This is a genomic window from Pseudomonas sp. FP2300 (genome assembly GCF_030687595.1).
GTDB classification, from domain to species: domain Bacteria; phylum Pseudomonadota; class Gammaproteobacteria; order Pseudomonadales; family Pseudomonadaceae; genus Aquipseudomonas; species Aquipseudomonas bijieensis.
Window position 1 is genome coordinate 2,876,370 of record NZ_CP117440.1, and the last position, 25,598, is coordinate 2,901,967.

The 25,598-nt window shown below is 62.6% G+C and carries 22 protein-coding genes; 6 read left to right on the top strand and 16 right to left on the bottom strand.

Features of this window, described 5'->3' with window-relative positions; all coding sequences use genetic code 11:
- Nucleotides 1-25: 25 nt before the first annotated feature.
- Nucleotides 26-1,351, top strand: coding sequence for an ammonium transporter (locus tag PSH86_RS12915; RefSeq protein ID WP_116832114.1), 1,326 nt, complete (start codon nucleotides 26-28; stop codon nucleotides 1,349-1,351).
- A 192-nt stretch (nucleotides 1,352-1,543) separates the two neighbouring features.
- Here the strand turns inward: PSH86_RS12915 and PSH86_RS12920 are convergent, their stop codons facing one another.
- The 9 genes from PSH86_RS12920 to PSH86_RS12960 all read right to left on the bottom strand — a co-directional run bounded on the left by PSH86_RS12920 (nucleotide 1,544) and on the right by PSH86_RS12960 (nucleotide 12,592).
- Nucleotides 1,544-2,467, bottom strand: a complete 924-nt coding sequence (locus PSH86_RS12920) for a bifunctional 5,10-methylenetetrahydrofolate dehydrogenase/5,10-methenyltetrahydrofolate cyclohydrolase (protein ID WP_178082497.1) — start codon at nucleotides 2,465-2,467, stop codon at nucleotides 1,544-1,546.
- Nucleotides 2,468-2,564: 97 nt separating this feature from the next.
- Nucleotides 2,565-4,244 (bottom strand): APC family permease, encoded by a 1,680-nt coding sequence (locus PSH86_RS12925; RefSeq protein ID WP_305490149.1) that lies wholly within the window; start codon nucleotides 4,242-4,244, stop codon nucleotides 2,565-2,567.
- Between the two features lie 77 nt (nucleotides 4,245-4,321).
- A complete protein-coding gene (locus PSH86_RS12930; protein WP_305490151.1) occupies nucleotides 4,322-6,664 on the bottom strand; it encodes a DUF1989 domain-containing protein in 2,343 nt (780 codons plus the stop codon).
- Between the two features lie 15 nt (nucleotides 6,665-6,679).
- Nucleotides 6,680-8,047: an NAD(P)-binding domain-containing protein gene (locus PSH86_RS12935; RefSeq protein WP_163854084.1), complete on the bottom strand. Its 1,368-nt coding sequence runs from the start codon at nucleotides 8,045-8,047 to the stop codon at nucleotides 6,680-6,682.
- A gap of 21 nt (nucleotides 8,048-8,068) precedes the next feature.
- A complete protein-coding gene (gene purU / locus PSH86_RS12940; RefSeq protein WP_116832118.1) occupies nucleotides 8,069-8,935 on the bottom strand; it encodes a formyltetrahydrofolate deformylase in 867 nt (288 codons plus the stop codon).
- Nucleotides 8,936-8,965: 30 nt separating this feature from the next.
- The gene (locus tag PSH86_RS12945) at nucleotides 8,966-10,096 is read right to left on the bottom strand and encodes an aminomethyltransferase family protein (RefSeq protein WP_305490156.1); all 1,131 of its coding nucleotides are present in this window, start codon (nucleotides 10,094-10,096) and stop codon (nucleotides 8,966-8,968) included.
- A 34-nt stretch (nucleotides 10,097-10,130) separates the two neighbouring features.
- Nucleotides 10,131-11,144, bottom strand: coding sequence for a DUF3445 domain-containing protein (locus PSH86_RS12950; RefSeq protein WP_305490158.1), 1,014 nt, complete (start codon nucleotides 11,142-11,144; stop codon nucleotides 10,131-10,133).
- A 9-nt stretch (nucleotides 11,145-11,153) separates the two neighbouring features.
- Nucleotides 11,154-12,083, bottom strand: coding sequence for a PDR/VanB family oxidoreductase (locus tag PSH86_RS12955; protein ID WP_305490160.1), 930 nt, complete (start codon nucleotides 12,081-12,083; stop codon nucleotides 11,154-11,156).
- A complete protein-coding gene (locus PSH86_RS12960) occupies nucleotides 12,080-12,592 on the bottom strand; it encodes a dimethylamine monooxygenase subunit DmmA family protein (RefSeq protein ID WP_305490162.1) in 513 nt (170 codons plus the stop codon). The genes PSH86_RS12955 and PSH86_RS12960 overlap by 4 nt, the downstream gene beginning before the upstream one ends.
- 290 nt (nucleotides 12,593-12,882) lie before the next feature.
- On the opposite strand from PSH86_RS12960, the gene PSH86_RS12965 reads away from it, so the two are divergent.
- From PSH86_RS12965 to PSH86_RS12975, 3 genes are read left to right on the top strand one after another with little or no spacing between them, the layout of a single operon-like run.
- Complete coding sequence (locus PSH86_RS12965) at nucleotides 12,883-13,962, top strand: ATP-binding protein (protein WP_116832123.1); 1,080 nt, start codon at nucleotides 12,883-12,885, stop codon at nucleotides 13,960-13,962.
- Nucleotides 13,931-14,602 carry a response regulator gene (locus tag PSH86_RS12970; RefSeq protein WP_109755138.1) on the top strand — a complete coding sequence of 224 codons (672 nt, stop codon included), beginning with the start codon at nucleotides 13,931-13,933 and terminating at the stop codon, nucleotides 14,600-14,602. Before PSH86_RS12965 ends, PSH86_RS12970 begins: the two co-directional genes overlap by 32 nt.
- Nucleotides 14,603-15,367 carry a PAS domain-containing protein gene (locus tag PSH86_RS12975; protein WP_116832124.1) on the top strand — a complete coding sequence of 255 codons (765 nt, stop codon included), beginning with the start codon at nucleotides 14,603-14,605 and terminating at the stop codon, nucleotides 15,365-15,367. It begins immediately after the preceding gene.
- A 101-nt stretch (nucleotides 15,368-15,468) separates the two neighbouring features.
- Here the strand turns inward: PSH86_RS12975 and PSH86_RS12980 are convergent, their stop codons facing one another.
- The 5 genes from PSH86_RS12980 to PSH86_RS13000 form a co-directional block, all read right to left on the bottom strand.
- Complete coding sequence (locus PSH86_RS12980) at nucleotides 15,469-16,488, bottom strand: branched-chain amino acid aminotransferase (RefSeq protein ID WP_109755136.1); 1,020 nt, start codon at nucleotides 16,486-16,488, stop codon at nucleotides 15,469-15,471.
- Nucleotides 16,489-16,789: 301 nt separating this feature from the next.
- Entirely contained in the window at nucleotides 16,790-18,172 is a 1,383-nt protein-coding gene (gene lpdA / locus PSH86_RS12985) for a dihydrolipoyl dehydrogenase (protein ID WP_305490165.1), read from the bottom strand.
- Nucleotides 18,173-18,175: 3 nt separating this feature from the next.
- Entirely contained in the window at nucleotides 18,176-19,453 is a 1,278-nt protein-coding gene (locus PSH86_RS12990; RefSeq protein ID WP_305490167.1) for a dihydrolipoamide acetyltransferase family protein, read from the bottom strand.
- Nucleotides 19,454-20,512 (bottom strand): alpha-ketoacid dehydrogenase subunit beta, encoded by a 1,059-nt coding sequence (locus tag PSH86_RS12995; RefSeq protein ID WP_018605866.1) that lies wholly within the window; start codon nucleotides 20,510-20,512, stop codon nucleotides 19,454-19,456.
- A 1-nt stretch (nucleotide 20,513) separates the two neighbouring features.
- Entirely contained in the window at nucleotides 20,514-21,749 is a 1,236-nt protein-coding gene (locus PSH86_RS13000; protein ID WP_109755133.1) for a 3-methyl-2-oxobutanoate dehydrogenase (2-methylpropanoyl-transferring) subunit alpha, read from the bottom strand.
- A gap of 192 nt (nucleotides 21,750-21,941) precedes the next feature.
- Between PSH86_RS13000 and bkdR the strand changes: the two genes are divergently transcribed.
- Entirely contained in the window at nucleotides 21,942-22,430 is a 489-nt protein-coding gene (gene bkdR, locus PSH86_RS13005; RefSeq protein WP_109755132.1) for a Bkd operon transcriptional regulator BkdR, read from the top strand.
- Nucleotides 22,431-22,678: 248 nt separating this feature from the next.
- Here bkdR and PSH86_RS13010 read toward each other — a convergent pair whose 3' ends face one another.
- Nucleotides 22,679-23,542 carry an MBL fold metallo-hydrolase gene (locus tag PSH86_RS13010; RefSeq protein ID WP_109755131.1) on the bottom strand — a complete coding sequence of 288 codons (864 nt, stop codon included), beginning with the start codon at nucleotides 23,540-23,542 and terminating at the stop codon, nucleotides 22,679-22,681.
- 138 nt (nucleotides 23,543-23,680) lie between these two features.
- On the opposite strand from PSH86_RS13010, the gene PSH86_RS13015 reads away from it, so the two are divergent.
- Nucleotides 23,681-24,481 carry a sulfite exporter TauE/SafE family protein gene (locus PSH86_RS13015; protein WP_212802304.1) on the top strand — a complete coding sequence of 267 codons (801 nt, stop codon included), beginning with the start codon at nucleotides 23,681-23,683 and terminating at the stop codon, nucleotides 24,479-24,481.
- A gap of 147 nt (nucleotides 24,482-24,628) precedes the next feature.
- Here PSH86_RS13015 and PSH86_RS13020 read toward each other — a convergent pair whose 3' ends face one another.
- A complete protein-coding gene (locus PSH86_RS13020) occupies nucleotides 24,629-25,498 on the bottom strand; it encodes an aldose 1-epimerase (RefSeq protein WP_109755129.1) in 870 nt (289 codons plus the stop codon).
- Nucleotides 25,499-25,598: the final 100 nt, after the last annotated feature.

The window sequence follows — 25,598 nt, forward strand, 5'->3', positions numbered from 1 at the left end:
ACCTTTCTTTGCAGGAGCTTTGAACATGGTCAATCGTCTTCTCGGCAAATCCCTTCTCGGTTTATTGGCGGCCGGTGCATTTGCGCCCTTGGCCCAGGCCGCCGATGCACCCGCCTTGAACACCGGCAGCACCGCCTGGATGGTCACTGCCGCGGTGCTGGTGCTGTTCATGTGTCTACCGGGACTGGCATTGTTTTACGGTGGCTTGGTCCGGGCAAAGAACATGCTTTCGCTGTTCACCCAATGCTTCGGCATCGCCGGCCTGGTCGGCGTGCTGTGGGTAATCTATGGCTACAGCATGGTGGTCGACAGCACCGGCATGATCGAGGGGCAGGTGACGTTCAACAGTTTCGTCGGTGGTTTGAGCCGGGCCTTTCTGGCGGGCATGACCCCGGAGAGCCTGGTTGGGGATATTCCGGAAGGTGTATTCGTGACCTTCCAGATGACCTTCGCGATCATCACCCCGGCGCTGATTGCCGGTGCATTCGCCGAACGCATGAAGTTTTCGGCGGCGCTGTGGTTCATGGCGTTGTGGTTCACCCTGGTGTACGCCCCGGTGGCGCATATGGTCTGGGGAGGCGCGGGCGCTTTGATGCACAACTGGGGCGTACTCGATTTCGCCGGTGGCACCGCCGTGCACATCAATGCCGGTGTCGCCGCTTTGGCCGCGTGCCTGATTCTCGGCAAGCGCAAGGGCTACCAGAACACGCCGATGCCCGCCCACAACCTGAGCCTGACCATGGCCGGTGCGGCGATGCTCTGGGTGGGCTGGTTCGGTTTCAACATCGGTTCCGGCGGTGGCCTCAACGGCACTTCTGGCATCGTCATGCTCAACACCCAATTGGGGGCGTGCGCCGGTATTCTCGGCTGGATGTTCACCGAGTGGTTCAAGGTTGGCAAACCGAGTGCTTTGGGCTTGGCCAGTGGTGCCTTGGCGGGTCTGGTGGGCATCACGCCGGCGTGCGCGTATGTCGGCGTCGGCGGTGCGTTGGCCATCGGTTTGTTGTGTGGAGTGTTCTGCTACCTGAGTGTCACCGTGCTCAAGCGGCGCTTCGGTTATGACGACAGCCTCGACGTGTTCGGCTTGCACGGCATTGGCGGGATGATCGGCGCGGTGTTGACCGGGGTGTTCTGTGTGCCGTCGGTGGGGGGATTGGTCGAAGGCGTGACCATGGGGGCTCAGGTCGTGGCGCAAATCAAAGGCGTACTGCTGACGACGGTTTACTGTTTTGTCATCAGTTGGGTCATTCTCAAGGTGATCAACGCGGTGATCGGTTTGCGCGCCGATGAGTCGGTGGAGGAGATGGGGCTGGACCTGGCTGAACACAACGAGCGTGCTTACAACCACTGATAGTTACGGTTGTTTTTGGCTTTATTTGAGAAGGCCCGATATTTATATGGTTTGGCGTGCATATCCGTTTTTGCGGTAACGGATATACACACCAATCCCACCCAAAAAACACGCTAGGAACGGAAGATCAGAATCTCCGGGAACGATCAAGTAAACAGCATTACACCCTCGAACGGGTCGTACGCATTGTGCTCAACTCACCACCAGATGGCTGGCAGATGTCTGCCCGCGGGCCTGGGCCGCATGCTGCAACTGGCTGGCGATCAGGGTGTTCTTCAGCAGATAGGCAATGGTCATCGGCCCGACGCCACCGGGTACTGGCGTGATTGCGCTGGCGACGGTGCGCGCGCTGGCGTAGTCGACATCACCCACCAGATGGCTGCCGGATTCGTCCGTAATGCGATTGATCCCGACATCGATCACCACGGCGCCAGGCTTGAGCCAACTGGCATCGATCAGCCCGGGACGGCCTACCGCCGCGACGACGATATCGGCCAGTCGACACAACGCCGGGGCATCGACGCTGCGTGAGTGCACCACGCTGACCGAACAGTGAGCCTGCAACAACAAGGTCGCCATGGGCTTGCCGACGATGTTCGAGCGCCCGACGACCACGGCGTGCAAGCCGCTCACATCGCCGCAGGTTTCGTGCAGTAGACGCATGCAGCCGCTGGGCGTGCAGGGTGTCAGCACTTCCATGCCTTGCACCAGGCCGCCGACGTTCTCGCGATGAAAACCGTCCACGTCCTTGACCGGGTCGATGGCCTGGATGACTGCCGCTTCGTCGATATGTCCCGGCAACGGCAACTGCACCAGAATGCCGTTCACCGTGACATCGGCGTTCAGGTGGGCAATCAGTTCCAGTACCTGGTGCTGGCTGGCATTGGCTGGCAGACGGTACTCCAGGGAGCGAATGCCGACTTCCTTGGCCCGCAGCAATTTGTTGCGCACGTAAACCTCGCTGGCCGGATCTTCGCCCACCAACAATACAGCCAGGGCGGGGTAGATGTGCCGGTGCGCGAGGGCCAGAACCTCTTCTCGAACCTCGTCGAGAACCAGGGCGGAGATGGCCTTGCCGTCGATATCGCGAGCAAGTGCGGGGGTGGTGCCGATCAAAAGAGTCACCGTTGTCTTGGATGATAGAGGGGCGAAATAATCACCGAGGCGTCGTTGCGCCTCGATGATTCATCAGGGATCTGCAAGCAAAGGGTGTTCAGACTACCAATTGATGGCTGCCGTACACCACAAGAACACCTGCGACCAGCGTGAGGTAAGGCAACCAGCCCGCGCGTTTTTGACCCGTATCAGCCTGGACGTAGAGATCGTTAAGCATGGCTTCGGGGAAGTGTCCGTTGTCCTGCACATAGTGGCGGTAGCAGAACACTGGCAGGATCAACAGCGCCAGCAGCAGGCCGGTCATCAGGGTTCCCGCGCCCCAGATATCGGCGCCCAGCCCCATGCAGGCCAGGTTGACGAAGCTCAGCACACCACCGGCCGCCAGGAGCACGGTAGGGGCTTTGTACGGGCGTATCCAGTCGGGACGATCCAGACGATGGATCCAGCCTGCGTTGAGATTGAGGAAGTTGAAGATGATGTAGCTGACGTTGGACGCCGCGAGCACGAAGACATAGTCGGACATCAGCAACAGCAGCAGGTTGAAACACAGGTCGGTCCACATCGCGGCGGTGGGCGCGCCGTGTTCATTGGTGCGGCCCAGGTACTTCGGCAGCCAGCCATCCACCGACGCCTGGTACAAGGTGCGCGATGAGCCGGACATCGACGTCATGATCGCCAGCAGGGTGGCCAGGACCAGCATGATCAGCACGATGTTGGCGACCAGTTTACCGCCGCCGATACTGTCCGCCATCACCTGGCCGACGCCCATGCCGCTGTAGATCGCGGGCGACAGCAGGCCGCTGTAGACTGCCGGCGAAACCACTGCACCGCTGGCGTCCAGCACGGCCGGTGTCACCAGTTGGCCGAGTCCCAGGCTGCCTTGAAACGCCAGGGGTACCAGGGTGAACACCAGAATGCACAGCAGGCCCGCATAGAAAATCGCCTTGAACGTGTCGCGCTTGGGGTCTTTGAATTCCCGTGTGTAGCACACCGCCGTTTCGAAGCCGTAGGTGGACCACGCGGCCATGAACAGACCGCCGGCCATCAGTGTCCAGCCGGACAGATCCCAGGGCCCATCGATCACTTGCCCGGCATCATCATGGGCCAGGGGGTACAACGGCAGGAAATTGGCCTGGGCCGCATCGCCGGTGAGCAACGGCACCACGCCCACCAGCAGCAAGGGGATCAGCGATGTCACGCCGAGCACCAGGGTCAGGCGCGCCGAGCGCAGAATGCCGCCATGCTGCACGGCGAACACCGTCAGCAGGATCAACAGACCGATGGCGAATGTCGCGTTGATCCGCAACGACAGGCCGCTCTTGATCCAACCCAGATCGAGCAGGGTCAATTGCCAGGTATTGATCAACGCGTCGGCGGGAAACAGTGCGGTGAGTATGTAGCCGGCTGCCAGCCCTGAACCGATCGACAGCACCGGCGACCAGGCCAGCCAGTTGCACCACACCGAAACCGGTGCGATCAGCTTGCTGTAGCGTACCCAGGCGACTGCGCCATAGACCGAGGCGCCGCCGGATTTGTGCGGGAACAGTCCGGCGATTTCGGCATAGGTGAAGGCTTGGATAAACCCGAACAGGATCGACACGATCCAGACGATCCAGGCCGGTTTGCCCACTGTGGCGGCAATCGCGCCGATTGAAAACAGCACCAGCGCGGGCACGCCACTGGCAACCCAGAAAGCCCCGCGCCAATCGATCTTGCGGTGCAGGCTGCCAACTGAGCTGGCGGCCTGCGGTACGGTCTCGAACGTAGTCGCTTCCATCTTCGTATTCCCATGTCTGAGTAGCGGAGTAGTGGGGGCAGTCAAAGTTAGGGTGGCGCCCAGGTCCGTCTGGTCGATCAACTGCGCACCCGGCTCTTTTGCGGGTCGTAGAAAATCGCTGCGGTGACCTCGGCGCTGATGCGCTTCTGCAGGCCATCGACTTTGCCGATCTCAAGCGTCGTGCCGACGTCGGCGCAGGCCACGTCGACCCGGCACAGCGCGATGTTGCTGGCCAGCAGCGGCGAGCGGCAGGCACTGGTGATGACCCCGACCTGGGCCCGGCCGCGATACACCGGGTCACCGTGGTGGGCGGCTTCGTTGCCACTCAGTTGCAGGCCCACCAGCTTCTGGGCGGGATGGGCACTGCGCCGCAACAGCGCATCGCGGCCGATGAAGTCGTCGGTTTTGCTGTTCATAGGCACAGAAAAACCGATACCTGCCTCGAAAGGATCGGTCTGGTCGCTGAACTCGTAGCCGGCGAAAATCAGTCCGGCTTCGATGCGCAGCATGTCCAGTGCTTCCAGGCCCAGCGGTACCAGGCCCAGCGGTTGGCCCAGTTGCCAGATCCGGTCCCAGACCCGCTCGGCATCTTCGGGCTGGCACCAGACTTCGTAGCCCAGTTCGCCGGTGTAACCGGTGCGCGAGATCATCAGCGGGCAGCCGTCGTAACCATCCAGGCGGCCCACCAGGAAGCGGAACCAGCCGAGGGTTTCCAGGCTCGGTTGGGTCGCTGGGGTCCAGACCATCTGCTTTAGCAGTTCACGACTCATCGGGCCCTGGACGGCCAGGTTGTGAATCTGCTCGCTGGCGGATTTGACCCAGACCTTCATGCCGAGCCTTTGCGCCTGTTCGCGCAGCCAGACTCCGGCGTAATCCTCACCGCAGATCCAGCGGAAATTATCCGGGCCCAGGCGCAGCAGGGTGCCATCGTCGAGCATGCCGCCATGCTCGTGGCACATCGCCGAGTACACCACTTGACCCACCGCCAGGCGCCGCACATCCCGAGTCAGGCAGTACTGCAACAAGGCTTCGGCGTCGGGGCCGAGGATTTCGAATTTGCGCAGGGCGGTCAGGTCCATCACCGCGACGCGTTCGCGGCAACCGAGGTATTCCTCGATGGCGCCATAGCCGTCGTAGCGCAGCGGCAGCCACCAGTTTCGGTAGTCGGTAAAGCTGCCAGTCAAGGCGCTGGTGCGTGAGTGGAACGCGGACTCACGGGTGAGGATCGGGTCGGCATCGGCCGTGGTTCGAGTACTCATGGCGATGGAAAAACGCTCCTTTTCGCTGTAGATGCGGACATGGATATCGGTCGGGTTCCAGCCGTTGGCCGGGTCGATGTCATCCGGGCATGAGGTGCTGCCACACAGCAGATCGGTCATGGCCCGCAGCAGCACGTAATCGCCGGGACGCGACCACGGTTCGTCCAATGTCATCTGCTGGTGGGCGTCGATCCCGGTGTTGAAGAACAAATTGATCGCCGGCCAACCGCTGCGAGCCTCGACCCCATGGGGCGCCAAGGCCCGGCTCAGGTTGTCGCTGCAGTTGTCATGCCCGAAGTAGCCATGGCTCTCGTAGTAGCGCGCGGCGCAGGCCAGGGCGAAGGAATCGTGGCGGCCGACGGTGTCATGCACCACCTCCAGCATCGGTTGCATCTGCCGGTCGAAAAACTTCGAGAACAGCCCCGGTGCCGGGTAGGCGCTGCCGTTCAAGGTGCGGGTAACGGTCTGGTCCAGGTCCAGTTCCTGGCCGCGATCCAACGCCCGCCGATCGAGGGCGACGAAGTCCGAGCATTGGCGGCCGGCGACGTCGAGCACCTGCACGTATTGCCCTTTGCCGACCGTGTAGCTGTGGGCGGTGCCGGCGTGAAGAGTGAATTCGTCGAGCAACTCGCCCAACGGTTCGGGTAATGCCGGGAGCAGCAGCGACGAGGGATTGGCCCGAGTCACCCACAACCGCAGCTCGCTGGGCCGGTATTGCCGATCGACGGACGTGGGACCGGCGGGCGCGGCGACAATCACCAACAGTTCATCGCTGGCGACAAACTGGCGGCTGAAGTCGGCAGGGCTGTCCTCGTCCCAGAGTGAAGCGGCACTGGGCAACTGGTACGGATCAACGCCGCGTCGGCGCAACGCCTGGTGGATACGTCGAGCTTGCAAGGTCGGTTCGGCGAGCCGTGCGCCGATGAATTCGCAGGCCGCCGAACCGCTCAACGCCCAGGCCGCCAGCGCGCTGTGACCGTGGGTGTCCACGGCCAGCAGTTCACAGGATTGCTGACCTTCAAGGTCGATCACTTGCAGGCTGTCGCCGGGCTGCAAGGCCACCAGCGTCAGGCCGCCGGCCGCCACCCGATAGCGCTCCAGGGCCGGGGCCCGGGCAAAGAGTCCGGGCTCGCGCGGATGGGAAACACGAGGTGCGTTCATGGTGGGGCTCCCGGGTCAACCGATCGACTTGACGGACATCGGCGGCTCAGCGAGGTACGCCGCCATCGAGTCGTCCAGCGCATGCAACCAAGGGGTGTGGTGCGGCGGTGACTGGGTTCCGGTCATCAACGAGCGATAGGACTTGTCGCGATAACCCATGATGTTCTCCGCTTTGTCGTGCTTCCAGTGCAGGAAGGTTTCATTGACGGCGGCGATGTCGAAGTTCGGGTAGTCGGTGGCGTCCACCAGGTGCTGGATGTAGGCGCCCTGGTATTCGAACATTTGCTGGTTGGTTTCCAGTGTCTGTTCCTGTTCGTGCCATTGCCGGCTGTCGGCGATCATTTCGGCCTGGCCGGGCAGTTGAATGCGCCCCAGGATGACATCGCGGGCGTACCAGGCTTGGGCGTCGAACATGTTGAACGAGTACCACTGATCCTGCATGCCGAGGTAGATCAGTTGCGGGTTGGGCTCCCAGAAAATGCCTTTGTACAGATTCATCGGCCATAGCCGGTTATCGGTCTTGAGGCACAGTTCGTCCGGCAGGAAGGGGAAGTGATGTTTGTAGCCGGTGCAGAGGATCACCGCATCGACGTGCTTGTGGGTGCCGTCGATAAAGTACGCGCGGTTTTTTTCCAGGCGCTGCAACAACGGTTTTTCTTCCCAGTTGGCGGGCCAGTCATAGCCCATCGGCGCGGTGCGGTAGCAACTGGTGATGCTGCGGGCGCCGTATTTGTAGCACTGGGAACCGATGTCTTCGGCAGAATAGCTGCTGCCGACGATGAGCAGATCCTTGCCCTTGAACTCCAGTGCATCGCGGAAATCATGGGCGTGGAGGATGCGCCCGCCGAACTGCTCGAATCCGGGGAAGTACGGCATCTTCGGCGTCGAAAAGTGCCCGCAGGCGTTGATCACGTAATCGAACTGCTCCGAGGTCTGGGTATCGCTGCCGTGGTCGTGGGCAACCACCGTGAAGCGGCGAGTCGCTTGGTCAAAGGTGACCTGGCGCACCACGTTGTTGAACCGGATGAAATCCCGTACCCCGGCTTTTTCGACCCGGCCCTTGATGTAATCCCAGAGCACTTCCCGCGGCGGGTAAGAGCCGATGGGGCGGCCAAAATGCTCTTCGAAGGTGTAGTCGGCGAATTCCAGGCATTCCTTCGGGCCGTTCGACCACAGGTAGCGGTACATGCTGCCATGCACCGGTTCGCCGTTCTCGTCCAGACCGGTGCGCCAGGTGTAGTTCCACATGCCGCCCCAATCCTGCTGTTTTTCAAAGCACACCAGTTCGGGAATGGCGGTGCCCTGGTCGCGGGCTGACTGGAAGGCGCGAAGTTGAGCCAGGCCGCACGGGCCGGCGCCGATGATTGCTACGCGTAGTGTCATGAGCGTGCCTCCTGAAGGGTTTCAGCGAAAGATCACTGTCTTGTCCTGATTGATGAACACCCGGTGTTCCAGGTGGTATTTCAGGGCTTTGGAAAGGGCGACGGTTTCGGTGTCGCGGCCGATGGCAACCAGCGAATCGGGCAGGTGCGTGTGGTCGACGCGCTGGATTTCCTGCTCGATGATCGGCCCCTCGTCGAGGTCGCTGGTGACGTAATGGGCGGTCGCGCCGATCAGCTTCACGCCCCGGTCATACGCCTGGTGATAGGGTTTGGCGCCCTTGAAACCGGGCAGGAACGAGTGATGGATGTTGATGGCCCGACCGGACAGTTGCTGGCACAGGCCGTCGGAGAGAATCTGCATGTAGCGGGCGAGCACCACCAGGTCGGTCTGGGTGTCCTCGACAATGCGCATCAGCTCGACTTCCTGGCTGGCCTTGCTGTCCTTGGTGACCGGCAGGTAGATGAAGCGAATGCCTTCACGTTCGGCCATGGCCCGCAGGTCCAGGTGATTGGAGACCACGGCAGTGATGTGCATGTCCATCTCGCCCTTGCGGTGGCGGTACAGCAGGTCGGTCAGGCAATGGTCGAATTTGCTGACCATCAGCAGCACTCGGGTCGGCTGGCTCGAGCAGAACAGTTGCCACTGCATGTCGAAGCCGCCGGCCAGGTCGCCCAGGTCTTCACGCAGGGCGCCAATATCGCCGGTCACGCCGGTGTTGAAACGAAAGACCGCGCGCATGAAAAACTGCCCGGTGAACTCGTCGTCGAATTGCGCGAGCTCACTGATGTAGCACTGTTGCCGGGCCAGGCAGGCACTGATCGCGGCGACGATGCCGGACGCCGCCGGGCAGTTGATCTTGAGAATGTAGTGTTCGCTGGAGGTGTCCATCGGGGGCTCCCTGTGCAAAGTGGTGGAGGCTCAGCCCTTGGCCGTGCGCTTGGTTTTTTCCGGGTCGTCGAAGGGAAGGGCATGGGTCACCGCGGCGCTTTCCTGGCTGCCACGCACCTGCAAGGCAATCCCGGGAACCGAGCAGGTGACGTTCATGCGGGCGATGGCCATGGAGCGTTTGCTCAGGCGCGAATACATGCCGCAGGTGATCACCCCGACTTGCTGGTTGCCCTGCCACAGGGTGTCGCCAGCCTCGGCGGCGCGCACACCGTCGAGCAACACGCCGGTGATCTTGAAACGCTCCTGGCCACGCAACCGGAAGTGCTCCTCGGCGCCACGAAATTCGCGTTTGTCTGGAGAAACGGTGAAATCCAGGCCCATTTCCCACAGGGTGTCGCCGGCCTTCTGGTCGGCGAAGGGGTACATCTGCGAGTTGTCGTAGGGAAAAAACATCAGCGAGCTTTCCACCCGCCGCCAGTCCAGGGCGGTAAAGGCGCAGGGGATGATGCCCAGGCCCGCGCCCTGTTCGAGGATCTTGTCCCACAGCGCCGGAGCATCGGCTGCCTTGCAGAAGATCTCGTAGCCGCGTTCGCCGGTGTAGCCGGTGCGAGAGATCATCACCGGGCGATCGAACAGGCGGGTTTGCAGGTGATGGAAATAGGGCAGTTGGCGAATCCCGGGGACGTGCTCGGCGAGAAAGTCCACCGCCAGCGGCCCTTGCAGCGACAGGTCGTGCAGGTCGTCGTCGAACAGCACCGCCACTTGCCGGCCCTGGGATGAACGCACCAGCATTTCGTGACCGCTACCGGCGCCGTGGACCACCATGAACGCGTTAGGCCCGGTGCGGTAGACGATGCAGTCATCGACGAACTTGCCTTCCTCGTCGAGCATCGAGGCATACACCGATTTGCCGGGGTAGAGCTTGGCGATGTCGCGGGTCGTGGCCCATTGCAGCAGGCTTTCGGCATGGGGGCCGACGTAGTGGACTTTCTTCAACCCGGAAACGTCCATCAGCCCGGCGCGGGTGCGGATCGCTTGATGGTGATCGGCCAGGTCGCTGGCATAGGTCCAGGCAGTGCCCATGCCGTTCCAGTCTTCCAGGTTCGAGCCGAGTGCGCGGTGCCGTTCGGCCAGTGCAGAAATACGCCATGAATGAGCCATGTGAGGATCCTTGTCGGTGAAAGTGGGTCAGGGTTCAGGCCTGGTCGAAGCGGCTCAGCCACTGGACCAGGGTCTGTCGGTAGCGGCTCATGCCTTTGTAGTCGGCAATCGGCTCGGGCAGGTCGCGCAGCACGCGGTGCAGGCGACAACCCCAGCCGGGTTGAGTGACCAGTTCGTCCATGCTGATCAGGTAGGTGCGAATGCTGAACATCACCGCGTGACTGCGCGGCAGACGGGCCATCACTTGCATTTCGACGCGCAGATGCACCTGTTGCCCGACGTTTTCAGCGCTGATGCGGCCGCGATCGGCGCCCCATTCATGGAAAGTTTCGGGCGAGGAGTCCAGGCGCGGGTTGATCGTCAGCGTCCAGTTCAGGCGCCGCACCGGTTGGCCCACTTGCAGGTTGAGCAGGTACTTCAGCGCACGGTCGAACACGCCCATCTGATGGGCCATGGGCACCGGTGAATGCCACTGCTTGAAGCTCATGCCGGCGTCGAAGGCCAGGGACCAGTCGGCCGGGCTGGTGACCAGGCCGGCGTCCATGTACAGATCGCCGTCGCGCTGATCGAGCAGGGCAAAATCGCCCTGCACCTGGCGGCCGATGAATTCCAGCGGCTCGCAGGGCAAGCTGGTGGCGTCACCGAAGACAAAGTGCTGATCGATATTGAGCAGCGTGTTGTGCCAATGCCAGTGATCACCGTCACGCGCCAGCTGGAACCACTGCGGATAGTCGGCGGCGAGGTGTTCCATGAGCATCTGCAGCGCATCCCAGGCGGCCACTTGCATGTGCGGCATCACCAGATAGCGGCGCGGATCCTTGTCCAGCACCAGGGCGCGTTCGGCCATTTCCGAACGGTAGTGTTCATCGATATCGAAGCCGTGCTGGTAAACCGAGCCCGGATCCCGGGAAGTCGCCGGTTCGATGTTCACCGAGTACAGGTAGCTGTCCTCAGTGAAGGGAAAGGGAAAACGGCGGATGGCCGCGGGGCTGTTGCGAAAACTGAAGTCGTCTCGGTAACTCTGCACGGGGCTTGATTGAATGGTCATGGTCGACTCCTAAAGGTCCAGCGAAACGCAAGGGCCGCAGCCGCGGGAAACACAGGGCATGAGAAATTCAGCCTGTTCGGCGGGGCTCAGAAAGCTGTCGCGGTGTTCGATTTTTCCGCCCACGTGGCGGGTCATGCATTGGCCACAGACGCCACCGCGACACAGGTTGGGGATTTGCAGTCCAGCGGATTCCAGGGCTTCGAGCAGGCTTTGTTCGCCGCCGACCCGCAGGCGTCGGCCACTGCGCAGCAGTTCCAGGTCAAAGGGCTGGCCTGGCTTTGCGGCACTGAAGGCTTCCCAGTGCACCCGGCCGGGCGGCCAGCCAAGGACACTGGCCTGATGCCGAACCGCATCGAGCAACGGTTGCGGACCACAGGTGTAAACGTGGCTGCCCATCGGCCGATCCCGCAGGATGTGGTTCAGGTCCGGGCGGCAGGCGTAGGTGTGCAGTCGCGATCCCAGCCGCTGTTGCAACTCCTCGACATAGGCATCGCTCAGGCCCGGGCGATAGAGGTAATGCAACTCGAAGGGGGCTTGGCTTTGTTCCAGGGCCGCGATGTAGGCCATGAACGGCGTGATGCCGATGCCTCCGGCGATCAGGATGTGCAGGCCGGCGGTCGAGTGCAGCGCGAACAGATTGGCCGGCGGCGAAATCTGCAGCGTGTCGCCGATCTGGACGTGCCGATGCAGGTAGTGCGAGCCGCCGCGAGAGGCTTCCTGCAGGCGTACGGCGATGCGGTAATGCCGATTGTCCGCAGGGTCGCTGGTCAGCGAGTAGGCATTGCGCACCTTGCCTTCGGTCAGCGGCAGGTGAACCTGCACGTGGCTGCCGGGGGAGAATCCTGGCAGTGGTCCGGTGCAAGCTTGCAGGGTGAATTCGCGCACCACCGGGGTGAGCATTCTTGCCGCGCTGACCCGCACCTCAAGCGCGACGCTCATGGCCTTACTCCGGCGTAAGGCTGGTCGGGGTTGCTGTAAACGCCAAGGTATGCCCCCAGGCGTTGGGAAAAGTGTTCGCGCACTTCCAGCCCGACGTCGCAACCGATGCAGGTTAACCGCGGTTCCGGCTCGGCAGCCTGGGTCAGGCCACAATGCACGCAATACACCAGGCGCGGGCCAGGTAACGTGCGGGTGATGTCGATCTCGGCATTTTCCAGTCCGGCGCTGCGGGCCTCGCCGTGGATGCGCCAGATAAAGGCCTCGTCGCCCATGATGTAGAGATGGCTGCCGACGGTGGCGTTGACCAGCACCTGGTGCAAGCGCCGGGCAAAGTCGGCGTTCTCGCCGTTCAGTACCAGGGGCTGTTCCAGTGTGCCGACAATGGGGGAACAGGCGGCCGCCGATTGCATGACCACGATGTGCCGGGTGGCGCTTTCACGCGGCAGCGGCTGGCGATAGCACGGGAGGCTGTGAAGTCGGTCCGGGGCGGCGCAGTGTCTATCCGTCATGTGGGCTTTCCTGGCTGATCCGCGCCTGTCGAAGGGCGGGAAAGGGCGTGTTTGACTGGAAAAATGTTTCCTGTTGGGGAAGATACTTTCCTATGGGGAAAATCTTCTCAATCCGGAAAAAGGGCTATGCCTTTGGAGATAAGCCTTGTGCGCCCGCCTGATCGGGGCATGGAAGTTGCTGGTCTTTGCCCAGGGCTGAGCAACCGGACGGGGAGTTATCCATAGTGCGACTACGACCGCAGTGGTGGCCGCTCTGGTTGGGGCGTATCCGCCCCGACCAAGCGCGCAGCGTGCGAAAACTACTGACAGGATTGCCCTTGTGTCAGGCGCACGCTGACGGTGCTTTGTCGGGTTTCCTGGACCGTTTCGAAGCACTGCTACCCAGTTGCAAACTCAATCTGATCCTGGGCGGCGAAGACCTGGGGCCGGCGCGGCGCGGATTGCTCGAAAGCTGTCAGGGCGTAGCGCGTTGCCCTTGGCGTGACTCGACGCTGACTGAGGCGGCGCAGGTCTGTGGCGCTTGCCGGCAACGGGGTGTACATCGCCTGCTGTGTGCCTTGCCGCCAAGTGACGACTCGGGCAAAGGGCTGTTGTTGCTCGATACCCCACAACCGGTCCACGCCAGTTGGCGCCTGTTGCTGGAGGAGGCGGCGCAGGCGGTCGGCGTCACCGTGCGCTTGCGCTGCTACACCCGCGAGCAACAGCGCAAACAGGCCACGTCCCGGCACGGCGCGTTGGCCCGTGAGCTGCACGATTCGGTGGCTCAGCAGTTGGGTTACCTGTCGTTCCAGGCGCGTTTACTGCAATCGCAGTTGGGCGAGCCGGTGCAGGCCAGCGCCGGGTTGCAGGAACTGTGCGTCGGCTTGAGCCAGTTGCAGCGCCAGGTGCGCGAGCTGATCACTAACGCTCGCCTGACCATGGACGGGCGCTCGCTGCGCCAGGCCCTGGCCGACTCCATCGCGGAGTTTTCGCGACGCTGCATCATTGTTTTCGAACTGGACAATCGCCTGGCTGACGATGCCTTGAGCCCCGGCACCGAGCTACAGGTTTTGCAGATCATTCGCGAAGCACTGGCCAACGCGGTGCGCCATTCCCATGCGCGGCATGTACGCATCGAGTTGCGGCAAAACCAGGACGGTGATGCCTCTATTTCGGTGGAGGATGACGGCATCGGCCTGAGCCCGGCGTCAGGGGAGGAAAACCACTTTGGCCTGGCGATTATCCGCGAGCGCGCCGCGAGCATTGGCGCCCGGCTGACAATTGAAGCGATCCGCCCGCATGGGGTCCGCGTACACCTTGGCCTTCGCCGCCACCAAGACCTGCCAGAGGGGAGTTTCGATGGACTGCACGACCTTATTACTGATCGATGATCACCCATTGTTTCGCAAAGGCCTGGCGCAGCTGTTCGACGCCAGTGACGACTTCGAAGTGGTGGGGCAGGCGGCCAGCGGTCGCGAAGGCATCAACCTGGCCGTGAGCCTGGCGCCGCAGCAAGTCTTGCTCGATCTGCACATGCCCGGTTTGAGCGGTTTGCAGGTACTCGACGAACTGCGTCAGTTGCGCCTCGACTGCCAGGTGGTGGTGCTCACCGCGTCGATGGATCGCGCCGAGCTGCTGACGGCCTTGCGCCTGGGGGCCAGTGGCTACGTGCTCAAGGAAACCGAACCCGATGCGTTGTTGAGCTACATGCGCAATTGCCACAAGGGCGCGATCGTCCTGGATTCAACTCTGGTGGCCCTGCTGGCCGATCAGGGCGGGTCGGTGAGCCGGACCACTCACGATCTGGACCTGCCAGACACAGGCAACCTCACCGAGCGCGAGGGGCAGACCCTGGCCCTGATCGGCGCCGGCATGAGCAATAAACAGATCGGTCGGGAACTGGGGATCAGCGATGGTACGGTCAAGATCTATGTGAGGAATCTGTTGCAGAAGTTCAGCCTGCACTCTCGCCTGGAGCTGGCGGCGTGGGTGCACAACGGTGCGTCGATGAGACACGAGGAGCGTCATTAGATGATGGAACGACCAGAGGCATTTGTGCAGACACTGCCCTTGCACCTGATGGATCGCTTTCCGGCGGCGTTGCTTGAACTGGGCGACAGCGGCCAGATTGCCCACTTCAACCTGGCCTGGGTCGAGCTGATGGACCTGCCAGGCACGGAACGCAACCTCATCGACTATGTGCACCACGAAGACCGGTCGTTGTGGCGTCAGGCCCTGCATGAACTGCGTCGACGCCCCGAAACCTCCTTCAACCAGCGGCTGCGTTTTGTTCACCCTTCGGGGGAACTGCGTTGGTTCGAGGTCAGCCTGAAGCGCGGGCCCCAGGGTTTCTATCTGGTGGCCGGCGACGTCACTGCGCACAAGCGGCGCGAGATTGCCTTACAGGCGAGCCAGCGCAGCAGCATGAGCCTGCTCGACAGCATGCCGGGGCTGATCTATCGCGGTCGCAACAACCGTGACTGGACCATGGAATTCGTCAGTGCCGGTTGCCTGCAACTGACCGGGTATCCGCCGGAGCGGCTGGTGGACAACCATGAATTCACCTACAACAGCCTGATCCTGGCGCAGGATGCCGATTACGTCTGGCGCGAGGTGCAATATGCCTTGTCGCGGCAGGAGCCGTTCGAACTCAATTACCGGATTCGTTGCGCCGATCAGTCGATCAAGCATGTCTGGGAAAAGGGCGTCGGGATCTATGCCGACACGCGTGAAGTGTTGGGTATCGAGGGGGCGATTTTCGAGCGCAGGGCGGATCGGCCCAGAGCCGACAGGTGACGGCAGAGGCGCTCTCCTTTTTTGAATCCTGAAGCACTTTGTAGCGAGGGGATTACCCCCTCGCTACAAAGAAGCGCCTAAGTGCTACGGATGGGCCTGGCTCAAACCTTGACGATCCAACCCGCTGGCGCTTCGATGTCGCCGGTCTGCACGCCAGTCAGCTCTTTGTAGAGCTTCTGGGTGATCGGGCCGACTTCGGTTTCGCTGTGGAACACGTGCAGCTTGTCCTTGTAGCTGATGCCGCCGATCGGGGTGATGACCGCGGCGGTACCGCAGGCGCCGGCTTCCTTGAAATCCGACAGCTTGTCGATGAACACGTCGCCTTCGATCACTTCCAGGCCCAGGCGCGATTTGGCCAGTTCGATCAGTGACAGGCGGGTGATGCCCGGCAGGACCGAAGGGGAGTTGGGGGTGACGAATTTGTTGTCGTGGGTGATGCCGAAGAAGTTCGCCGAGCCGACTTCCTCGATTTTCGAATGGGTCATCGGGTCCAGGTAAATGCAGTCGGCGAAACTGGCCTTCTTGGCCTGGGAGCCGGGCATCAGGCTGGCGGCGTAGTTGCCACCGACCTTGGCCGCGCCAGTGCCTTGTGGGGCGGCACGGTCGTAGCTGGAGATCAGGAAGTTGTGCGGGGTCAGGCCACCCTTGAAGTAGGCGCCGACCGGGATGCAGAAGATCGAGAAGATGAACTCGGGTGCGGTGCGCACGCCGATGTTGTCACCCACGCCGATCACGAACGGGCGCAGGTACAGCGCGCCGCCGGTGCCATAAGGCGGGATGAAGCGCTCGTTGGCGCGGACCACTTGCTTGCAGGCTTCGACGAACTGCTCGGTTTCGACGTGCGGCATCAGCAGGCGCGCGCAGCTGCGTTGCATGCGGGCGGCGTTCTGGTCCGGGCGGAACAGGTTGATCGAACCGTCCTTGCAGCGATAGGCCTTCAGGCCTTCGAAGCACTGCTGACCGTAGTGCAGGGCGGTGGAGCCCTCGCTGATGTGCAGCACGTTGTCGTCGGTCAGGGTGCCGGCGTCCCACGCGCCATCGCGCCAGTGCGACAGGTAGCGCTTGTCGGTCTTGATGTAGTCAAAGCCCAGTTTGTCCCAATTGATGCTCTCGTTACCCATGACACCCTCTATTTCTTAACAACCGTCGAAACGGTTCAAGGCTTCTGACGTTTTTTGGATGGGGACAACAATACTTCATTCCGGGGGTGTTTCGCAGCCCGCTCGATAGGTGACAGGCAGATTTTCTGCCGACTTCCCCGTGGCGAGGGAGCTTGCTCCCGCTCGGCTGCGAAGCAGTCGTAACCCGCTCAACGCGGTGTGGCTGAACGATCCTGGTGCCCGGATTGGGGCCGCTTCGCAGCCCAGCGGGAGCAAGCTCCCTCGCCACAGTGAAACTCACGCCTACAGATGCGCTGCACGTCTATAGATGCAACGCATGCCCCAACGCCCGCAACGCCGCTTCCTGCACCGCCTCGCCCAGCGTCGGGTGGGCGTGGATGGTGCCGGCGATGTCTTCCAGGCGTGCGCCCATTTCCAGGGACTGGCCGAACGCGGTGGACAGCTCCGAGACGCCGACGCCGACGGCTTGCCAACCGACGATCAAGTGATTGTCCCGGCGCGCCACGACCCGTACGAAACCGCTTTTCGATTCCAGGGTCATGGCCCGGCCATTGGCGGCGAACGGGAAGCTCGACACGATGCAATCCAGCCCGGCGGCCTTGGCGTCGTCCGGCGTCTTGCCGACCACCACCAGTTCCGGGTCGGTGAAGCACACCGCGGCGATGGCGGTCGGGTTGAATTCCCGGTGCTGGCCGGCGATCAGTTCGGCGACCATTTCACCCTGGGCCATGGCCCGGTGGGCGAGCATTGGTTCGCCGCTCAGGTCGCCGATGGCCCAGACGTTGCGCATGCTGGTCTGGCAACGGTTGTCGATTTTTATGGCCGAACCGTTCATCGCCAAGTCCAACGCTTCGAGATTCCAGCCCTGGGTGTTGGGTTTGCGACCAACGGCCACCAGCACCCGGTCGGTGTCCAGGTTCAGCGTCTCGCCATTGGGATCACGCACTTGCAAGGTGCTGGCCTGGGCATCGAAGCCTTCGACGCTGTGCTTGAGGTACAGCTTCACGCCCAATTGCTTGAGCGCTTCGTGCACCGGTTGGGTCAGTTCGCCGTCGTAGGCTGGCAGGATCCGTTCCTGGGCCTCGACCACGCTGACTTCGGCGCCGAGCTTGCGGTAGGCGATGCCCAGTTCCAGGCCGATGTAGCCACCGCCGACCACCACCAGGTGCTTGGGCACCGAGGTCGGGGCGAGGGCTTCGGTGGAGGAAATGATCGGCCCGCCAATCGGCAGCATCGGCAGGTCGACGCTTTTCGAACCGGTGGCCAGCAGCAGGTGTTCGCACTGGATGCGGGTGTCGCCGACGTCAACGGTCTTGCCATCGATCACCTTGGCCCAGCCGTGAATGACCTGGACCTTGTGCTTTTTCAACAGCGCCGCGACGCCGGTGGTCAGGCGATCGACGATGCCGTCCTTCCATTCCACGCTCTTGCCGATGTCCAGGCTTGGCGCCGACACCGTGATGCCCAAGGCCGAGCCTTGGCTGTGGTGTTGCGTCTGGTGGAACTGCTCGGCCACGTGAATCAAGGCCTTGGACGGAATGCAGCCGATGTTCAGGCAGGTCCCGCCCAACGCCTGGCCTTCCACCAGAATGGTCGGGATGCCCAACTGGCCGGCGCGGATCGCCGCCACATAGCCGCCGGGGCCGCCGCCGATGATCAGCAGTGTGGTGTTCAAAGTCTGCATCGCTTACTCCACAAACAGGGTGGCGGGTTGTTCGAGCAGGCCACGCAGGGCCTGGATGAATTGCGCCGCGTCCATGCCGTCGACCACTCGGTGATCGAAGGAACTGGAGAGGTTCATCATCTTGCGGATCACGATCTGGCCCTTGATCACCATGGGCCGTTCGACGATCTTGTTCACGCCGACAATCGCCACTTCCGGCAGGTTCAGCACCGGGGTGCTGACGATGCCGCCCAACGCACCGAGGCTGGTCAAGGTGATGGTCGAGCCGGATAGCTCATCACGACTGGCCTTGCCATTGCGCGCTGCGGTGGCCAGGCGCGAGATCTCCGCCGCGCTGTCCCACAGGCTGCGGGCTTCGGTGTGACGCACCACCGGCACCATCAGGCCCACATCGCTCTGGGTCGCGACGCCAACATGCACGGCGCCCGAACGATGGATGACCTGGGCTTCGTCGTCGTAGCGGGCGTTCATCTGCGGGAAATCCCGCAGGGCCACGACCAACGCGCGGACCAGGAACGGCAACAAGGTCAGCTTGCCGCGACTGGCGCCGTGTTTTTCATTCAGGTGTACCCGCAGTTCTTCCAGGGCCGTGACGTCGATTTCCTCGACGTAGCTGAAATGAGCGGCGCGTTGGGTTGCTTCCTGCATGCGCTGGGCGATCTTGCGACGCATGCCGATCACTGGGATCTGCTGCTCGTCGTGGCGTTCGGCATAGCCCGAACCGCCCTTGGCCTGGGTCGATGGACCCTGAGCCAGATAAGCCTCGAGGTCTTCATGCAGGATACGCCCGGCGGGACCGCTGCCCTGGACCAGGCGCAATTGAATGCCCAGGTCCAGCGCGTGCTTGCGCACGGCCGGCGAGGCCAGTGGGCGTTCTTCGGGATCGCGGGCCACCGGCGCTTGCGGGGCGCAGCGTGGCGCAGTGGTCTTTTCCACCACGGGTTCAGGTGTTGCCACCGGCGTCGGCTTTGGCGTCTGTGGAGCCGCCTGTGTCGCCGCAGCTGGCGCCGGTTGTGCCGATTCTTTCAGGTTACCCGCACCTTCGACTTCGATGCGGATCAGTTCACTGCCCACCGCCATGACTTCGCCCGGCTCGCCACCCAGGGCGATGACCCGGCCATGCACCGGTGAGGGAATGTCGACCATGGCCTTGTCAGTCATGACATCAGCCAGTACCTGGTCCTCGACCACCATGTCGCCGACCTTGACGTGCCACACCGACAGTTCAACTTCGGCGATGCCTTCGCCAATGTCCGGCATCTTGATAACGTGCGTGCCCATTCAGACCTCCATGACCCGTTTCAACGCCGCGCCCACACGGGACGGCCCTGGGAAATACGCCCACTCCTGCGCATGCGGGTAGGGGGTGTCCCAACCGGTGACACGCTCGATGGGCGCTTCCAGGTGGTGGAAGCAATGTTCTTGTACCAACGACACCAGCTCGGCGCCGAAGCCGCAGGTGCGGGTGGCTTCGTGGACGACCACGCAGCGGCCGGTTTTTTTCACGGATTTGACGATGGTCTCAAGGTCCAGCGGCCAGAGGCTGCGCAGGTCGATGACTTCGGCGTCTATGCCGGTTTCTTCGGCCGCCACTTGGGAGACGTAGACCGTGGTGCCGTAGGTGAGAACAGTCACGTCCTTGCCCGGGCGGGTGATGGCGGCCACGTCCAGCGGCACGGTGTAGTAACCGTCTGGCACCTGTGCCGAGGGGTGTTTCGACCACGGTGTCACGGGACGATCGTGGTGGCCGTCGAACGGGCCGTTATACAGGCGCTTGGGTTCGAGGAAGATCACCGGGTCATCGTTTTCGATGGAGGCGATCAGCAGGCCCTTGGCATCGTAAGGGTTCGAAGGCATGACGGTGCGCAAGCCACAGACCTGGGTGAACATCGCCTCGATGCTCTGGCTGTGGGTCTGGCCGCCGTAGATACCGCCGCCGCAGGGCATGCGCAGGGTCATCGGCGCGGTGAACTCGCCGGCCGAGCGATAGCGCAGGCGCGCGGCTTCGGAAATGATCTGGTCCGAGGCCGGGTAGACGTAGTCGGCGAACTGGATCTCGGCCACCGGCCGCAGCCCGTAGGCGCCCATGCCCACGGCCACGCCGACGATGCCGCTCTCAGAGATCGGTGCATCGAATACCCGCGAGGTGCCGTACTTGTTCTGCAGGCCTTCGGTGCAGCGGAACACGCCGCCGAAGTAACCCACGTCCTGGCCGAACACCACGACGTTGTCGTCGCGCTCGAGCATGACGTCCATGGCCGAGCGCAGGGCCTGGATCATGGTCATGGTGGTAGTGGTCATGGCGGTGTCCAGCGCAATATTGTTGTTGTGATCGTTCATGTCAGATCCCCAACTGCTGACGCTGGCGCTTCAAGTGCTCCGGCATCTCTTTGTAGACGTCTTCGAACATGGTCGCGGCGCTTGGAATCTGTCCGCCGGCGAGGGTGCCGTACTGCTCGGCTTCTTTTTGCGCGGCGATTACCTCGGCTTCGAGTTCGGCAGTGACGGCGGCATGTTCCTCTTCGGACCACTGGCCGATCTTCACCATGTGCTGCTTGAGGCGCGCAATCGGATCGCCCAGCGGGAAGTGGCTCCAGTCGTCGGCGGGACGGTACTTCGAGGGATCGTCGGACGTGGAGTGTGGGCCAGCGCGATAAGTGACCCATTCGATCAGCGCCGGGCCGAGGTTGCGGCGGGCGCGTTCGGCGGCCCAGCGCGAGGCGGCGTAGACCGCCATGAAATCGTTGCCATCCACACGCAGGGAGGCGATGCCGCAACCGACGCCGCGTCCGGCGAAGGTCGTGGCTTCACCGCCGGCGATGGCCTGGAACGTAGAGATCGCCCACTGGTTGTTGACCACGTTGAGGATCACCGGCGCGCGGTAGACGTGGGCGAAGGTCAGGGCGGTGTGGAAATCCGATTCGGCGGTGGCGCCGTCGCCGATCCAGGCCGAGGCGATCTTGGTATCGCCTTTGATCGCCGAGGCCATGCCCCAGCCCACGCCCTGGATGAATTGCGTGGCGAGGTTACCGGAGATGGTGAAGAAACCGGCGTCCTTGACCGAATACATGATTGGCAACTGCCGGCCCTTGAGCGGATCGCGCTCGTTGGACAGCAGCTGGCAGATCATGCCCACCAACGGCACCTCGCGGGCCATCAGGATGCTTTGCTGGCGATAGGTGGGGAAGCACATGTCATCGATGTTCAGCGCCAGGGCCTGGCCGCTGCCGATGGCTTCCTCGCCGAGGCTCTGCATGTAGAACGACATTTTTTTCTGGCGCTGGGCGACCACCATGCGGTTGTCGTAGATGCGCGTCTTGAGCATGGCACGCATGCCTTTGCGCAGGATTTCGAGTGGCACGTCTTCGGCCCATGGGCCGTGGGCATTGCCCTGGTCATCGAGCACGCGGATCAGGCTGCGGGCCAGGTCGGCGGTGTCGGACGGTTCGACGTCGATGGAAGGTTTACGCACTGTGCCGGCATCGGACAGATGCAGGTAGGAAAAGTCGGTCTTGCAGCCGGGACGGCCCGAGGGTTCGGGGACGTGCAGGCGTAGCGGTTCGTACGCTGGGTTCATGGCTTTCTACGCTCGATCTTGTGAATTTCTTGTAGTGGGCGCGCTAGCTGACGAATTTCCCCGGGTACGGGAAATTGTCCTACAACAATCATAGGCTCGACGCAGAAGAATATTTTTCTCTGTTGGCTTGCTGTTCAGATCATTTGCAGATAAAAAATCTGCACAACGATAAAAAACAGGATTATTTGTCTCATGCGTAAATTGGATCGCACCGACATCGGGATTCTGAACAGCCTTCAGGAAAATGCCCGCATCACCAACGCCGAGCTTGCCCGTTCAGTCAACCTTTCTCCGACCCCGTGCTTCAACCGCGTCCGGGCCATGGAGGAGCTGGGAGTGATCCGCGAGCAGGTCACGCTGCTGGACGCCGACCTGCTGGGGTTGCACGTCAACGTGTTCATCCATGTCAGCCTGGAGAAGCAGGTGGAGGAGGCGCTGCAGCACTTCGAAGAGGCGATTTCCGATCGACCGGAAGTGATGGAGTGCTACCTGATGGCCGGCGATCCGGATTACCTGATCCGCGTGCTGGTGCCAACCATCCAGTCGCTGGAGCGGTTCATGATGGACTTCTTGACCAAGGTCCCGGGTGTGGCGAATATCCGTTCCAGCTTTGCGCTCAAGCAGGTGCGCTACAAGACAGCGTTGCCGTTGCCGGCCAATGGGCTGACCTTGGGTACCTGATCAAAAGACCAGTCCCTGAGGGAGCTAGCTGTCATTCAACAATGATGCAAGCAGACCCACCGCCATCGCGAGCAAGCTCAGCTCCCACAGGGATTTGTGGTGTTGCCGGGTACTGCGACCGCCGCCGATTCTTGTGGGAGCAAGGCTTGCCCGCGATGGCGGCGGCACATTCAATATCGCTGCAAGCAGATCCTCCGCTGTGGCGAGGGAGCTTGCTCCCGCTGGGCTGCGCAGCAGCCCCCAAGCATCTAGAGCTGGTTGATCGGAATCTTCAGATACGTCACGCCATTGTCCTCCGCCGGCGGCAGGTGGCCCGCCCGCACATTCACCTGGATCGCCGGCAACAGCAGCGTCGGCATGCCCAGTGTCTTGTCGCGCTGGGTACGCATGGCGACGAACGTGGCTTCATCGATGCCGTCGTGGACATGGATATTGTGCTGGCGCTGCTCGCCCACGGTGCTCATGCATTGGGGCTCGCGTGCATCCGGTGGATAGTCGTGGCACACGTAGAGCCGCACCCCGGCGGGGAAGGCCAGCAGCTTGCGGATCGAGGCGTAGAGCTGATGGGCGTTGCCGCCGGGGAAGTCGCAGCGGGCGGTGCCCACGTCGGGCATGAACAGCGTATCGCCCACCAGGATCACGTCGCCATCAATCAGGTACGCCATGTCTGCCGGGGTGTGGCCGGGCACGTGCAGCGCCGTGGCCTTGAGGTTGCCGATCAGAAAGGACTCGTCGGCGGCGAACAGGTGATCGAACTGCGAGCCATCCACGGCAAATGGCGCTTCGAGGTTGAACAGGGTCTTGAAGACGCTCTGGACCTGCCCGATGGCTTGGCCGATGGCGATCTTGCCTCCCAGTTCCCGGCGCAGGTACGGCGCGGCGGACAGGTGATCGGCGTGGGCGTGGGTTTCCAGCAGCCATTGCACCGTCAACTGGTGTTCGCGTACGAAGGCGATCACCCGGTCAGCCTGGGTGGTGGCGCTGCGTCCCGAGGCCGGGTCGTAGTCGAGCACCGGGTCGACCACCGCGCATTGCCCGCCATCGTGTTCAAAAACAACGTAGGTGTAAGTCTTTGAGGCGGGGTCGAGAAAGCTCTGGATCTGCGCGGGCATGACAGCGAACCTATACGGGAAGAAGCGGTTGCAACGCTCGAGGTTTACAACATATGGTCCGCAGCTTAGTGAGGGCCAAGGCGTCCTGCAAATGCGATCGCACCTGCCAACAGGTGTGCGCGGCTTGAGAGATCCTGAATGTTACTGGCAAGTTTGTTTGGCGTGGTCATGGGCCTGGTTCTTGGCCTGACGGGGGCGGGCGGTGGCATCCTGGCGGTGCCGGCGTTGGTGTTGGGCCTGGGCTGGAGCATGACTCAGGCCGCGCCGGTGGCGTTGTTCGCGGTGGGCAGCGCGGCGGCGGTGGGTGCCATCGATGGGCTGCGCCATGGCCTGGTGCGCTACCGCGCGGCACTGCTGATTGCGCTGCTGGGCGCGGTGTTTTCGCCGCTGGGCATCTACTTCGCCCATCAGCTTTCGGAAAAAATCCTGATGATGCTGTTCAGCCTGTTGATGGTGCTGGTGGCGGCGCGCATGTTGCGCCGGGAAACGCCGCAAGCGGGGCCCAGCGATCACGGCGCCGCCAGTTGGGGCCAGAAGAATTGCATGCTCGACCGCGAGACCGGGCGCCTGGCCTGGACCGCTCGCTGCACTGCCACGCTGTCGGCATTGGGTGCGGTGACGGGTATGGTCTCGGGCTTGCTTGGGGTGGGTGGCGGCTTCCTGATCGTGCCGGCGTTCAAGCAACTGACCGACGTGCAGATGCGCGGGATCGTCGCGACATCCTTGATGGTCATCAGCCTGATTTCGTTGATTGGCGTGTTGGGCGCGTTTCATGCCGGGGTGAGCATCGACCGGGTTGGGGCGGCGTTCATTGCGGCGAGCATCATCGGGATGGTGCTCGGGCGGCGAGTGTCGGCCAAGGTCCCGGCCCGGGCATTGCAAGTGGGGTTCGCCGGGGTGTGCCTGGGGGTGGCGGTGTTCATGCTGCTGCGGGCGTAGCTACGACGAATCAGGATTACACTTGCCTTTGTGGCGAGGGAGCTTGCTCCCGCTCGGCTGCGCAGCAGACGTCCTGGGCCAAGACCGTATGGGCCTGCTGCGCAGGCCAGCGGGAGCAAGCTCCCTCGCCACGGTATAGCGTGCCGCTTACAGTTCCCGACACTGCATCGAAAACCCCAGCGCCACCGATTGCCCTTGCTCCAGCAGGCGCAATCCTGGCCGTCCAGGCAGGTGATGGGCATTGACCGGATGGCTGACCGGTTCGATGCAGAAGAAATCCAGGCCCACGGGGCAGTACAGCAGGAAGTATTTGCTACCGCTGGCGCGGCATTGCAGTTCATACCCCAGGTCCGGTTGCTGGATCAGGCAATCGCCGTCCCAGCCACCGAAGCCATTGTCCACCAGCGTGTCGGGCAGCGCCCGCGCTTGCTGGAAATCCCATTCGGCAGGAAGGGCGCTCAGCTCTGTCGGCAGTTTACTGGCATCGCATTTCCAGACGTCGGTCGCGCGGGTTTGCAGGCGCGTGCGGGCGGTACGTGGAAAATACGGATGCAAGCCCAGCCCATGCCAGGCGGGTTGTCTGGCCGTGTGGGTGACGAGCATTGCGATCTGCAGCTGGCCGCCACTCAAGCGGATTCGCAGGCTGGCGCAGTAGGCGAACGGGTATTGGCTGTCGAGTTGGAGCAAGGCTTCCTGGGCACTCTGCTCGGTCACTTTCCACGGTTGTTGCCAGGCACTGCCATGGATCGGGAACGGGTCGTTGGGGCTGTTGGCGTCCAGTGCCAGCCAGCCGCCGGGGCAGTCGAAACCGCCTTGGGCGATCCGGTTTGACCATGGGATCAACGGGAAGCAGCCAAGTTTACCCGGCAAGCCATTTTCCAGCGCTTGCGGCGCGGGAGGGCGTAGCAGGGGAGCACCGGTGCTGCGCAAGGTCCATTCTACGAGACTGGCACCCAGGTGCGGAGCCAGTGTGAGGCGGGTCAGTTCGTCTTCGAGGTACAGGAGAGGCTGCGTCATGGTAGTCGCTTCTGTTCGGGAGGGGGGTAGATCGCTTTTGTGGCGAGGGAGCTTGCTCCCGCTCGGCTGCGCAGCAGACGCCCGAGTCCAAACCGGATGG